Annotated in this window: 12 protein-coding genes; 9 read left to right on the top strand and 3 right to left on the bottom strand. The window is 59.0% G+C overall.

Features of this window, described 5'->3' with window-relative positions; all coding sequences use genetic code 11:
• Positions 1-44: 44 nt before the first annotated feature.
• The 5 genes from M495_RS09985 (at position 45) to M495_RS09965 (ending at position 5488) form a co-directional block, all read left to right on the top strand.
• A complete protein-coding gene (locus M495_RS09985) occupies positions 45-743 on the top strand; it encodes a DAPG hydrolase family protein (RefSeq protein WP_020826521.1) in 699 nt (232 codons plus the stop codon).
• Positions 744-829: 86 nt separating this feature from the next.
• On the top strand, positions 830-1216 hold the full coding sequence (locus M495_RS09980; protein ID WP_020826520.1) for a GFA family protein: 387 nt from the start codon (positions 830-832) through the stop codon (positions 1214-1216).
• A gap of 90 nt (positions 1217-1306) precedes the next feature.
• On the top strand, positions 1307-2617 hold the full coding sequence (locus tag M495_RS09975) for an MFS transporter (protein WP_020826519.1): 1311 nt from the start codon (positions 1307-1309) through the stop codon (positions 2615-2617).
• A 172-nt stretch (positions 2618-2789) separates the two neighbouring features.
• Positions 2790-4049 carry an MFS transporter gene (locus M495_RS09970; protein WP_020826518.1) on the top strand — a complete coding sequence of 420 codons (1260 nt, stop codon included), beginning with the start codon at positions 2790-2792 and terminating at the stop codon, positions 4047-4049.
• Positions 4046-5488 (top strand): glycoside hydrolase family 32 protein, encoded by a 1443-nt coding sequence (locus M495_RS09965; protein ID WP_020826517.1) that lies wholly within the window; start codon positions 4046-4048, stop codon positions 5486-5488. The genes M495_RS09970 and M495_RS09965 overlap by 4 nt, the downstream gene beginning before the upstream one ends.
• Before the next feature lie 56 nt (positions 5489-5544).
• On the opposite strand, the gene M495_RS09960 is transcribed toward M495_RS09965, so the two are convergent.
• The 3 genes from M495_RS09960 to M495_RS09950 form a co-directional block, all read right to left on the bottom strand.
• The gene (locus M495_RS09960; RefSeq protein ID WP_020826516.1) at positions 5545-6546 is read right to left on the bottom strand and encodes a LacI family DNA-binding transcriptional regulator; all 1002 of its coding nucleotides are present in this window, start codon (positions 6544-6546) and stop codon (positions 5545-5547) included.
• 78 nt (positions 6547-6624) lie between these two features.
• The gene (locus tag M495_RS09955; protein WP_020826515.1) at positions 6625-7188 is read right to left on the bottom strand and encodes a HutD/Ves family protein; all 564 of its coding nucleotides are present in this window, start codon (positions 7186-7188) and stop codon (positions 6625-6627) included.
• Positions 7188-8558 (bottom strand): formimidoylglutamate deiminase, encoded by a 1371-nt coding sequence (locus M495_RS09950; protein ID WP_020826514.1) that lies wholly within the window; start codon positions 8556-8558, stop codon positions 7188-7190. Before M495_RS09950 ends, M495_RS09955 begins: the two co-directional genes overlap by 1 nt.
• 176 nt (positions 8559-8734) lie before the next feature.
• Here M495_RS09950 and hutC point away from each other — a divergent pair, with 176 nt between their 5' ends.
• The 4 genes from hutC (at position 8735) to M495_RS09930 (ending at position 13490) form a co-directional block, all read left to right on the top strand.
• A complete protein-coding gene (gene hutC, locus M495_RS09945) occupies positions 8735-9490 on the top strand; it encodes a histidine utilization repressor (RefSeq protein WP_020826513.1) in 756 nt (251 codons plus the stop codon).
• Between the two features lie 159 nt (positions 9491-9649).
• A complete protein-coding gene (gene hutI / locus M495_RS09940; RefSeq protein WP_020826512.1) occupies positions 9650-10873 on the top strand; it encodes an imidazolonepropionase in 1224 nt (407 codons plus the stop codon).
• Positions 10870-11673 (top strand): N-formylglutamate deformylase, encoded by an 804-nt coding sequence (hutG, locus tag M495_RS09935; protein WP_020826511.1) that lies wholly within the window; start codon positions 10870-10872, stop codon positions 11671-11673. Before hutI ends, hutG begins: the two co-directional genes overlap by 4 nt.
• A gap of 281 nt (positions 11674-11954) precedes the next feature.
• Positions 11955-13490, top strand: a complete 1536-nt coding sequence (locus tag M495_RS09930) for a serine hydrolase domain-containing protein (RefSeq protein ID WP_020826510.1) — start codon at positions 11955-11957, stop codon at positions 13488-13490.
• The last annotated feature ends 3 nt before the right edge of the window (positions 13491-13493 follow it).

Raw genomic sequence — 13493 nt, 5'->3', positions numbered from 1 at the left:
TTTAGGAAACAAATATCGTTTCCAAATAAAAAAGGATGAGCGTGATGACACATCAATCACTGATGCTGCCCTGGGGCATAAATGATATCAACGAGTTGCTCAAACCTGAACCGCTGCGGCTGGAGATGGGGCTGACGCGCAATAGCGACGGGTGGTTGACCGTGGCAATCCGTACCGATCTGCACGGCTGCAAGGGCCGCATGCTGGATTGGTGGTTTACCTTTTTCGAAACCACCCAGCACATCCGTTGGTGGCATCCGCACGATCACGTCGAACATCGCGGCTGGGACCAGCACTGGAGAAAAGGCCAAAGCTACGTGGGTGCCAGCATCAACGCGGTGGAATGGTTAGCCGAATTGCCACCGGTTCCGGCCCGCCTCAAATTCCACGCGGCAGAAGACTTTTTTGCCCCACAACCTTTGCAACAGGCGCGGGACGGTCAGGCGTTATCCGCCGCCGTATGCGCACGGATCGGCTTTGGCGAGCAGGTGGCGCTGGACGATAACGGCGATCCGCTGGACGGTGAAATGCTGCATCTGGCACGCGACACCTCCTATGGTTGCGTGCTACGCAGCCGTTTTCTGTTGGGGAAATCCTGTGTCAACGCACATGAAGAACTGCCGGACGAGGTTGGCTTTAATCTGATGCGCCATTGCTACAATGAATTCAGCTATCTGGCGCAATTCCTGCCTTCGCTGTACTACGCCGAAAACGGCCATGAGGCTGCCCCCTTACCCTGGTAATCATTCACCCCGGCGTTTTATTTTTCGCCGGGGCCTTTATAGTAAGCTCAACCTACAGGCTACAACGATAAACGACAGGTGAAGCGATGGAAAAACTGCGGTATTCAGGTGGCTGTCTTTGCGGGCATATCCGTTTTCAGGCCGTTGGCCAGCCCGGTAATCCTCACAGTTGCTCATGCGAGTTCTGTCAGCGCCACTCCGGCGCACCAACGTTGTGCTGGGTTGAGTTTCCGCGTGAAGCCGTCAGTTGGATCGGTACCGGCGGCATGCCTGCCCTGTACCGTTCTTCCGACTATTCCAGCCGCGCTTTTTGCCCACGTTGCGGCAGTACTCTGGGCGCTGTCGATGACGAACCGACCGTCGCGCTGGTCACCGGCAGTTTTGATCGCGGTGAGCTAGCGGCGCTGCGCCCCACTGCGCATTCCTTTTCCGATGGCTGCCCCGACTGGTGGAAAATCGACGACATCGTCTGAGGCCTTCACACTTCCCGCTTAAAATAATTGATTGTTTTGTCATAAGAATTTAGAACTGAATGACAATAATTCAAACGCACGGGAATGGGGATGGACACACAAACCACGGTTATCGACGCACGCCAGTCGCGTCAGGCCTTGCTGGCCGGATCGGTCGGCAACTTTATCGAATGGTACGAATTTGGCGTTTACGGTTTTCTCGCTACCGTGATCGCCGCCAATTTTTTCACCCTGCAGGGTGAAAGTGAAATTACCAGCCTGATCCTCACCTATGCCGCCTTCGCGCTGGCCTTTTTCTGTCGCCCGATAGGCGCCGTGATTTTCGGCCGCATCGGCGATCGCATTGGACGCCGACCGACGCTGATCGCAGTCTTGTTGCTGATGACGGTGGCCACCGCCCTGATCGGCGTGATGCCGACCTATGCCTCCATCGGCGTTGCCGCCCCGCTGTTGCTGACCCTGTTGCGCATGTTCCAGGGGCTGTTCGCCGGCGGCGAATTCGGCGGTGCGGTTTCGCTGATGACCGAGTTCGCACCGAAGGGAAAACGTGGCCTGTTCGGGGCCTGGCAGTCGCTGACCGTGGCCTTCGGGCTGTTGGCCGGGGCCGGACTGGTGGCGCTGTTGGCTGCGCTTTTGACCCCTGAGCAGTTGCATGACTGGGGCTGGCGCATCCCCTTCCTGCTGGCGTTGCCAATGGGCGCGGTAGCACTGTGGCTACGCTTAAAACTGCAAGAGACGCCGACCTTTACCCAGGCGCAACACAACCTCGGCACCAAGGTGCAAGCCCCCGAGCTGAAGTTAAGCGGCGTGATGAAAACTATCGCGATTGGCATTGGGCGCATGATGGGCTGGTCCGCTGCCGGTTACACCTTTCTGGTGGTGATGCCGTCCTACCTGCAAACCTCGCTGCACGCCACCTTCCAGCAGGCGCTGGTGGCGACGGTACTGGCTAACGTCGGTTTCGCCCTGACCATTCTGCCCGCCGGCATCCTCAGCGATAAGCTGGGGCGTAAAACGGTGATGCTGACGGCGGTAGTGGCGGTGATCCTGTTCACCTTCCCGCTGCTGCACCTGCTGCAGGATCCTCAAAGTTCGCTGCTGGCCAAAGGCATCGCGGTGATGATCGCCGGTGCTGTCGTCGGTTTGCTGGCCGGCCCCGGTCCCGCAATGTTGGCGGAGATGTTCCCGACGCAGGTGCGTTATACCGGCCTGGGACTGGCCTATTCGCTTTCCAACGCGGTGTTTTCCGGCTCTGCCGGGCTAATCATCACCGGCCTGATCAAACAGACCGGCAACCTCGATATCCCGGCTTACTACGTGGTCGCCACCTCGGTAGTCAGCCTGTTCGCGCTGATGACCCTGCGGCGCGACGACCATCTCCGTTCACTCAACGAACGTTAACCCTGCGGGGCGCACTGCGCCCCTGTTTTATTGACAGGTGATTTGGATCACACCAGCAAAATGTTAACGTTAACTTTTGTGATTAACATCGCAATCCCTGGCTAGGGTGGCTTTATTTGATTTAAAGTTAACGTTAACAATAGAGCCAATTTCATCCATCAGGGCATTCCCCATGAACCGCGAAACAAAAAAATATTATGTGCTTCTCAGCGGCCTGTTGTTTTTCTTCTTCTTCACCTGGTCATCCAGTTTTTCTCTGATCTCCATCTGGCTGAACCAAAAGATCGGCCTGAAAGGCACGGAAACCGGCCTGATCTTCTCGGCGATGTCAATCATGGCGCTGTGCGCACAGCCCTTGTACGGTTTTATTCAGGACAAGCTCGGGCTGCGTAAGCATCTGCTGCTGTTTGTCGGCGTGCTGCTGCTGCTGACCGGCCCGTTCTTTATCTACGTCTACGCCCCGCTGCTGCAAACCAACCTGGTGGCCGGTGCGCTGGTGGGCGGCGTGTTCGTCAGCCTGGCGTTCAATGCCGGCATTGGCGCGCTGGAGTCCTATACCGAAAGGGTCAGCCGGATCGTCGGTTTTGAATTTGGCCGGGCCCGCATGTGGGGTTCACTGGGCTGGGCCAGCGCGACCTTCTTCGCCGGCTTCATCTACAACATCAATCCGAATATTAACTTCTGGATCGCCTCGGCCTCGGCGGCGATATTTCTTCTGTTGCTGTGGCAGGTGCGCGAACTGAAGCCCAACGCCATGGCCGGTCTGGAATACGGCAAACCGGAAAATCTGAAGCTGCAGGACGCGCTGGCGCTGCTGCGCCTGCCAGGTTTCTGGGCACTGGTGGTGTTCGTACTCGGTACCAGCATCTACGGCGTATTTGACCAGCAATTCCCGGTGTATTTTGCCTCGCAGTTCGCAACGCACGAAGAAGGCAACCGCATGTACGGTTTCCTCAATTCGCTGCAGGTGTTTCTGGAGGCTGGCGGCATGTTCCTGGCCCCCCTGCTGGTCAATCGCATCGGCATCAAACAGAGCTTGCTGCTGGCCAGCAGCGTGATGGCACTGCGCATGTTCGGTTCCGGCTTGGCCAGCGGCGCATTGATGATTTCCGCCATGAAACTGCTGCACGCCGTGGAGTTGCCTATCCTGCTGGTGGCAATGTTCAAATACATCACCACCCGCTTTGACAGCCGCCTGTCCTCGACGCTGTATCTGGTGGGCTTCCAGTTTATCAGCCAGATCGTCGCCGGCATCCTGGCGCCGCTCGCCGGTTACGGCTACGACCGTATCGGCTTTGCCGACACCTATTTGCTGATGGGCTGCGCAGTAGCCGGTACCACGCTGATTTCCTGCTTCCTGCTGCGCGGCGAAACCGTCGCCCGCACGCCCCAATTTCAATCAACGATAAAATCAAGTGAGCCAACCCAATGAAAAATGCTTTAGCTCAAGCCGATCACGCGGTCGAAGCGCTGCGCGCGCAACGTCAGGACGATTACTATCCGCAATTTCATCTGGCGGCGGCCGCCGGTTGGATCAACGACCCCAACGGTCTGGTGTACATCAACGGCGTCTATCATGCGTTCTATCAACATCATCCCTATGACCAAAACTGGGGCCCCATGCATTGGGGCCACGCCACCAGCCGGGATCTGGCGCATTGGCAGCATCAGCCGATCGCCCTGGCTCCCGGCGAAAGCTACGACAAAGACGGCTGTTTTTCCGGCTGTGCGGTGGATGACAACGGCGTATTGACGCTGCTCTACACCGGCCACGTCTGGCTGGGCAAAGAAGGCGATGACGACCAGGTACGCGAAGTGCAGTGCCTGGCCACCAGCGAAGATGGCGTAAATTTCGTCAAACACGGGCCGGTGTTGCTGCCGCCGGAAGGCATTCAGCACTTTCGCGATCCGAAAGTCTGGCGTGCAGCTGACCGCTGGTGGATGGTGGTCGGCGCCAAAGAAAACGGGTTAGGCCAGGCTCGACTTTACCGTTCGAATGACCTGCGCGACTGGCAGTTCGATCGCGTCCTGGCGGGGGCACAATCGCCGCACCAGGGCTATATGTGGGAATGTCCGGATTTCTTCCCGCTCGGTGAAAAGCAGGTTCTGCTGTTCTCGCCGCAGGGACTGACAGCGCAGGGTTATCGCAATCGTAACCGCTTCCAGAGCGGCTATCTGCTCGGCCACTGGCGGCCCGATGAGGATTTCAGCGTCACCCAGTCATTCTGTGAGCTGGATGGCGGGCACGATTTCTACGCACCGCAAACCTTCACCGCCGCCGACGGTCGCCGCATGCTGTTCGCCTGGATGGACATGTGGGAATCGCCTATGCCGAGCAAACCCCACGGTTGGGCCGGTGCACTCACCCTACCCCGTGAATTGACGCTGTCATGTGAAGGCAACGTACTGATGAATCCGACGCGCGAGCTGACAGCGTTGCGCGGCGAGCAACAGTCATTTGACGCCGTGTCTGTACGTAACCAGCGGCAGGTGTTGACTGACGGGGTGCAAGAACTGGCATTGACGCTAAACGTCGCCGCCAGCGATGCAGAGCGCTACGGCATCGTTATAGGCACCGCCGCACGGCTGTACGTCGATAATCAAACGCATCGACTGGTATTGGAACGTTTCAGTGAAGATCCGGGCCTGTGCGGCTGCCGCAGCGTGCCGTTGCCTGAGGCGGACATTTTGTCGCTGCGCGTCTTTATCGACCGCTCATCGCTGGAAGTGTTCGTTAATCATGGCGAGGCCTGCCTGACCAGCCGTATCTACCCAACCGACGGGCAACGCAGCGTCACCCTGTTCGCCGAAGGCGGACTGGCGCAGTTTGGCGCGGCACAGGCCTGGGAACTGGAAAGCATCTGGGAGTGATCTGAGACCAACTCAATGTGCAGGGCGCGGCGGTGAATGAACTGCGCCCTGTTGGGTTACAGCGACCCACGCAGTAATAACGGGCAGGCCACCTTCACCCTGTCGCTGTGATCCAATTGATTAATCAGATGCAGTGCCGCCTGTCGGCCCAGCTCATAATGCGGTAACTGCACCGTGGTCAGCGGCGGAAGGAACAGCTGGCCAATACCAACCATATTGTCGTAGCCCAGCACCCCGACCTGTTGCGGGATTTCCCAGCCCTGCGCCAGCAACACCTGATACACCAAAAACGCCACCCGATCGTTGCCACACACCACCACATCGCAGTCGCGCCGCCCCGGCGAGAAGTGCCGTTCCAGCAATGCCACGCTGTCGCGGTAATGCTCGTCGCCTTCGGTCAGATCGAGATGATATTGCCGTAATTGATCGACGTCTCCGCCCGCTTCACGCCAGGCACGTTCCAGCCCGCGACGGCGCAACCCGGCCGCCAGGGTCGTTTCCGGCAGGTGAATACACAGCGGTGCGCGATAGCCTTTGGCGATCAAAGCACGCATGGCGTCATACTGGCCCTGCTCATCATCGGGAATGTAACTGGCTACCGGGTGTTCCTGGCTGATACAGTTGGCCAGCACCAGTTTTTTATCCAGTAACTTGGCCGGTATATCTACCTGGCGTAGCCCCATGGTAGTGAAAATCACCCCGTCCGGCCGGTGTGCCAGCAGCAAATCTACGGTATGTTCCGCGCTGTCGTCGGCAAACAGGTTGACCACGAAGCTGTTCCAACCGTGTTCACGCGCCGTTTTTTCAATCGACAGAATCATCTCTACCGAGAAGGGGGTTGTCGCGGTATCCAGCGCCAGCACGCCGAGGGTCTGAACCCGACTGCTGTCGCCGCGAATGCGTCGCGCCGCAAGATCGGGCACGTATTCCAGTTGGTCGATCGCCAGTTTGACGCGTTGGTAGGTTTCCGGCCGCAGCTTATCGGGCTCGTTGATGGCGCGGGATACCGTCATCAAGGATACCCCGGCAAGTTTTGCAACGTCTTTCAGCGAGGCCATGCGCCCTTCTCAATCTGGGATAAGTGTGGGATAGAAGTGCAGATCATCCCACAACTTAGCGCTGGACTCTAGCCCGGTTTAGCAGGCTGTGATGTCGGCCCACAGAATGACGCTATCTTCCTCAAGAGGGGCCAGCGTCCCGCTAAACTCGCCCGCCGGCCACCAACCGCCCTGGCGTGCAGTCAGGGTAATACCATCCGCCAGCAACCAGCGTCCCTGCAGCACGTACAGCACACCGGCATGCGGTACCGGCAGCTCGATTGCCTTCGTCACTCGCTGCACGTCGGCTGCCCAGCGGCCGCGACGGGTCATGATATTGAAGTCCTGGCTACTGCCGCCCAACAAGGTCGCGCCCAACGCCACATCGCCGGAGAAGGCGAACGGTTCACCAACCTGCGATAAATGATGATCAACGTGCCCGGCGCTGAACAAATGCACGCCATCGCCTTCCAACAGCGTTATCGAACGATCTATGCCGTTGAAGGCCGAGAACGGGCCGTCTTGCGCGATGGTGGCGATACTGGCACGCCAGTCAAAATCCTGGGTGCCCACAGGCCAACTGGCGATCTCCCGGGTTTCCCCACCACCGTTGCGCCACGGCGTAACCGGCAGTGAAGCAAAATCAAAACGCGTCAGGTTCATCACGCCTCCTGCTGGAAGGTTTTCAACACCTGCAAGAACTCGGCACTGCTGCGTTGCTGCAGTGCATGACGCCCTTGCTCGATCACCTGTCGCCCACCGACGAACACATCGCGGATCTGCTCTTTACCCCCGGCGAACAGCCAGCGGTTGAGGATGGAGGCGTCCGGCGCCGCTGCCAGGTAAGGATCGTCGCCGTCCAGCACCAGCCAGTCGGCACGGTAGCCGCTTTGCAGCCGACCGATCGGTGCACCGCAGGCCTGTGCCCCACCCTGCAAGGCCTGTTGGTAGAGGACGTCGGCCACGGCAGGTTGCTCCGGCGTGGTCAGCCGGTTACGGCGCTGATCGCGCAGGCGTTGACCGTATTCGAACCAGCGCAGTTCCTCCACCACATTGAGCGATACGTGGCTGTCAGAACCAATGCCCCAACGCCCCTGATGTTGCAGATAGGCGTCGCCGGGGAAGATGCCGTCGCCCAGGTTAGCCTCGGTAGTCAGGCACAGGCCGGCTACCGCTTGGCTGCGCGCCAGCTGATCTAGCTCGTCACGATCGAGGTGAGTGGCGTGTACCAGACACCAACGCTGATCCACCGGCAGATGCTCGTACAGCCAGGCGACCGGGCGACGTCCGCTCCAGGCCAGACAGTCGTTGACCTCTTTCTGCTGCTCGGCAATATGAATATGTACCGGCAGCGAACTGTCCGATGCCGCCAGGATCTGCTGCATTTGGCCCAATTCCACCGCACGCAGCGAGTGGAAGCACAGGCCCTGATTCTGCAACGGTTGCTCAGCCAACTGACGCGCGATCGTCTGCTGTTGCTCCAGATAGCTGTCCGCATTCTGAATAAAACGCTTTTGCCCCGGCTGAGCGGGCTGGCCGCCAAATCCCGCATAGCTATACAGCACCGGCAGCAGGGTCATGCCGATCCCCGCCTGGGCCGCCGCCTGACTGAGTCGGCCGGTCATTTCGCCGCGATCGGCATAAGGGAGACCGTCGGCGCCGTGATGCAGATAGTGGAACTCGGCGACCTGGGTATAGCCCCCTTTCAGCATTTCGATATAGAGTTGACGGGCGATCACCTCCACCTGCTCCGGCGTTAAGCGCTGCACCAGGCGGTACATCAGATCGCGCCAGGTCCAGAAACTGTCCTGCGGATTGCCCGCCACCTCCGCCAGCCCGGCCATCGCACGCTGGAAGGCGTGGGAGTGAAGGTTTGGCATGCCCGGCACCGCATCGCCGTGCAGACGGGTGCAACCTTCGGGATCAGCGTCGGCAGTCACCTGAGTCAGGTAACCTTGCGCATCCACGTCCAACCGGACGTTATGCGCCCAACCTTCAGGAAGCAGAGCGCGTGAGGCAAAATATGCAGGCATGGCAGTATTCCACTGTTAGTGTAACGGCTAATAACGCGCGATAATCGCGCATCCGAAAATATACGGGCCCAGCGCATTGCTGTGGCGGACCGGCCCTTAGTTGTATATACATATACATACGCCGACATCAACAGTAAACTGATGTTATTATTTTTTTATTTGACGAGGTTAACGTCGTGGTTGATCAACAGACCGTGCTGCAACTGGCTGCTGCAATGAGCGATACCCCCGCCCCAATATATCAACGGGTCAAGCAGGCGATCGTGAACCAAATTCGTGCAGGTCATTGGTTGCCGCACCAACGCGTCCCCTCGGAAAGTGAGCTGGTCGCCGAATTGGGCGTCAGCCGGATGACCATTAATCGCGCCTTGCGCGAACTGACCACCGAAGGTTATTTAATCCGCATGCAGGGTGTCGGCACCTTCGTCGCAGAAGCTAAAGCGCACACCGCGCTGCTGGAAGTGCATAACATCGCTGACGAAATCGCCGCCCGGGGTCATCGCCACAGCAGCAAAATCCTGCAGTTGAAAGCGCGACCGGCCAGCGAGGAAGAAGCGTTGGCGCTGGGCATTCAACCAGGCCAGCAGCTTTTCTATTCGCAGATTGTGCATTACGAAAACGATCTGCCGGTACAGGTGGAAGACCGCTGTGTGAATCCGCTGATCGCCCCCGACTACATGAAACAGGATTTCGACCGCGTTACGCCCTATATCTATTTAACGCAGGCCGCGCCGCTGACCGCAGGCGAACACATCGTCGAAGCGGTAGTGCCGACCCGCCAGGAGCGCGAACTGCTGCAGTTGGAAGACCACGAACCCGGATTACTGATCCACCGCCGCACCTGGTCCGGTAAAACCGTGGTCACGTCGGCACGCCTGCTGTACCCGGGCAGCCGTTATCAACTGTTCGGCCGTTTCACCAGCGAAGTCTGATCCCCTGCGGGTGCCGTTTTGGTACCCGCTCTTCCACAACGATCACATCCCGATAACAAATTTTTATCCCGCCCCTTGTGACAACCCGATGAATGCGCTAGGTTGTTTTTAATTGTATATACAACCATGTGGGAGCCACGGCTCCGGCGGAGAAAAGCCATGACCTCTGAGATTCACTGCGACAGCCTGTGGCACGGGGCCGACGTCGTCACCATGCGCGACGGTAAATATCACACCATCACCAACGGCACGATCGCCGTGCGTGACGGCAAGATTGTCTGGCTGGGTGAACATACGGCGTTACCGGCAAACTTGATAGCGGATGAAACCGTGAAATTCGACGGCGGTATCATCACGCCGGGCTTTGTCGACTGCCATACCCATCTGGTGTTCGGTGGCAACCGCAGCGGCGAATTCGAGCAGCGCCTGAATGGCGTAAGCTACGCCGATATCGCCGCCCAGGGCGGTGGCATCATTTCCACCGTCAAGGCTACCCGTGACGCCGACGAAGAACTGCTGCTGGAGCAGGCGCTGTTCCGGCTGCGACCGCTGCTGGCGGAAGGCGTGACCTGCGTGGAGATCAAATCCGGCTACGGGCTGACGCCGGAGAGCGAGCTGAAAATGCTGCGCGTGGCGCGCAAGCTGGGCGAACTGTTGCCGGTTGAAGTGAAAACCACCTGCCTGGCGGCGCACGCGCTGCCACCGGAATATGCCCATCGCGCCGACGACTATATCGATCTGGTGTGCAACACCATTATTCCTCAGGCTGCCGCTGCCGGATTGGCCGATGCGGTTGACGCCTTCTGCGAGCATCTAGCGTTCTCACCGGCGCAGGTGGCGCGCGTGTTCGCCGCAGCGGAAAAAGCCGGTCTTCCCGTTAAGCTGCATGCGGAACAACTTTCGGCCCTGGGCGGGAGTGAATTGGCAGCGCAGCACCATGCCCTTTCCGCCGATCATCTTGAATATGCTACCGAACAGGATGCGCGCGCAATGGGCGATGCAGGCACCGTTGCGGTACTGCTGCCGGGCGCTTATTACCTGCTGCGTGAAACCCAATGCCCACCGGTAGAGCTGTTCCGCAAACACGGCGTAGCCATGGCGATCGCCAGCGATGCGAACCCGGGCACCTCACCGGCGTTGTCCTTGCGTTTGATGATCAACATGGCCTGCACGCTGTTCCGCTTGACGCCGGAAGAGGCGTTGGCGGGCGTCACGGTACATGCGGCCAAGGCGCTGGGCCTGCAGGCAAGCCAGGGGACGCTGGAAGCCGGCAAGCTGGCGGATTTTGTGCACTGGCCGCTGTCCCGTCCGGCTGAACTGGCTTACTGGTTGGGCGGTCAACTGCCCTGTACGGTGATTTTCCGAGGAGAAGTACGTCAATGACCATTCGCGATGCTTTAGATTTCCACCCCGGCAGCCTGCCGCTGCTGATCAGTATTCCCCATGCCGGTACCCGATTGACACCGGCCGTCGAAGCCGGCTTGACCGACGATGCACGGCCACTGCCCGACACTGACTGGCATATCCCACAGCTGTACGATTTCGCTCGTGCCATGGGTGCCAGCATATTGGTCGGCAATTATTCGCGCTTTGTTATCGACTTGAACCGTCCAGCCGACGACAAACCGCTTTATACTACCGCCACCACCGGTCTGTATCCTGACGTATTGTTTGACGGCCGACCGAGCTTCCTACCGGGTAAAGCCCCCTCTGACCAGGAGCGCACCGGCTATCTGGAACAGATCTGGCAACCTTACCACCAACAGTTGCAAGACGAACTGACGCGCCTGAAAGCCAAGCACGGTTACGCGCTGCTGTTCGACGCCCATTCCATTGCCTCCGTTATCCCACGTCTGTTCGACGGTAAGCTGCCAGACCTCAACCTGGGCACCAACGGGGGCGAAAGCTGCGCCCCGGCGCTGAGCGATCGTCTGGTCGCCTGCTGCGAACAGCAACAACAGTTCACGCATGTGCTTAACGGCCGTTTCAAAGGCGGTTATATCACTCGGGCTTATGGCCGTCCGCAAGAGCAGCAGCATGCCATTCAACTGGAGCTGGCGCAGGTGAACTACATGTCCGAACAGTATCCCTATGCGTTTGAGCCCGAGCGTGCCGCCTCTCTGCAACGCCTGCTAAAACAGATGATCGACAGCCTGCTGTCCGGTGGCGGTCAACTGCGTTAATCCTTTTCTCCTCCTGTCGCAGGGCAACGCTAATTGCCCTGCGACAATCAAGCCTTCAAGCAAGCACTCCCCCGCTTTAACGCCCTGACGTTGCGGCACACAATTTGCCTCCTTGTTGCTTCCGTTTCAATTTGCGTACTACATCGCAATTTTGACTGAAAATCAGTGAATCTGGTCGGAACAGCGCACAAAACAGCGGCCCGCCGTTTGCGCGGTACGCCACAATCTGGCGAAAAGCCCATCAAGGCACAAATAAATAAAAAATACTCTGGAGGCCCTCTATGTCCGAAATCCCGCTGAACTGGCGTGCCGCGCAGGCCGTCGCCAATAGACTGCTGGCTGATTGGCAGTCCGACAACCAACCCGGTGGCGCTATTACCCTGTTCGATGCCGCACAAGTACGCGCAACTGCCTATGCCGGGCGAGCCGATATGGCGCAAAATACCCCTTTTAACGCAGATACCGTGGTGCGCTACGCTTCCGTCACCAAACATATTTTCGCCACACTGGCGCTCAACGCTACGGATCAGGCCCTGAGCCTGAATGACCGCCTGGGTGACTTGCTGCCTGAGCTGCGAAAGCCGCTGTCAAATGTGACCGTCGGCCAGGCGCTGGATATGACCAGCGGGCTGCCTGACGTACGTGAAACACTGGGGCTGCTGGGTATTTCGGTGCATACCCGCAGCGAAGCGCAACCGGTCATGCAGTTTCTGCAGGGGCTAGAGGGGCTGAACTACCCGGCAGGCAGCGAAATCACCTATACCAATACTGGCTACCGGTTGGTTGAAGCGGCCCTACAGGCCAAAGGCTATGACTTCGACCAACTGGTTCAGCAGCACATTGCACAGCCGCTGCAGGTGCAACTGCGGGCACCGGAAAGCTGGTATGACGTGGTGCCTGGGCTTGCCCCCGGTTACTGGCGTTCCGAGCAGGGCTGGCAGTTGGCCAGCGCCGGCCTGCACCTTTCCGCCTCCGGCAGCCTGACCGGCAGTGCCAATGCCCTCACTCGCTGGCTGCAAACGCTGCTGGCCAATCAAGGCCCTGGCCGTGGCGTACTGGCGCAACTGAGTGCCCCACGCCATCTCAACCAAGGGCAGGTCAGCGCTTACGGGCTGGGGCTGGCGCAAACGCCGCTCGGCGAACACCGTCTGCTGGGCCACGGCGGTTCGCATGCCGGCTACAAAACTTATTTCCTGCTGTCACCCGACCGGCAATCCGGTGTCGTTGTGGTGGCTAACCGGGAGGATTGCGACAGTTTCAACATGGCACTGCAGGTGATGGCCGCCTTGCTGGGTGAAGCCCTGCCGAAACGCAGCACCGCCATTCCTGATGGCATTTACACCACGGTGGCAGATCCTTACTGGCTGGAAGTGAAAGACGGCAACGTCGCTTATCTGGGCAGTGAAGAGGCGCTGTATCAGGCCGATGACGGCTATGCGGTGTCGCTTTCCGCTCATATGCCGATGCGGCTGAAATGGACCGGTGAAGCGGTAGAAGGTGAAGTGTGCCACGTGCCGCGCAGCTTTCTGCCCGTCACGCCAAACCGCGATTGTCTGAAGCACGTGCAGGGCTTGTGGTACCACCCGCAGTACCGCACCGCCTTCGAGATCTGCGGCGATCGGGTGCACATTGGCGTGGGCCCGGCATCGCAAACCGGGAAGATCAGTTCGCTGGGCCAGGGCCGCATGCTGGTAGAAAGCAGCGACGGCCCGTGGTTGAAACGCTTTTGCCTCTATTTCCGCGGCTACAGCGTAGATTTGATTGCCAATCGCAGCCGGGTGCTGACCTTCCAGCGCAGCAGCGTCGACCGCGATTAGCGG

The organism is Serratia liquefaciens ATCC 27592 (assembly GCF_000422085.1).
GTDB classification, from domain to species: Bacteria; Pseudomonadota; Gammaproteobacteria; order Enterobacterales; family Enterobacteriaceae; genus Serratia; species Serratia liquefaciens.
The sequence above is the reverse complement of the archived record's forward strand: the minus strand, read 5'-3'. Positions and strand labels throughout refer to the sequence as shown.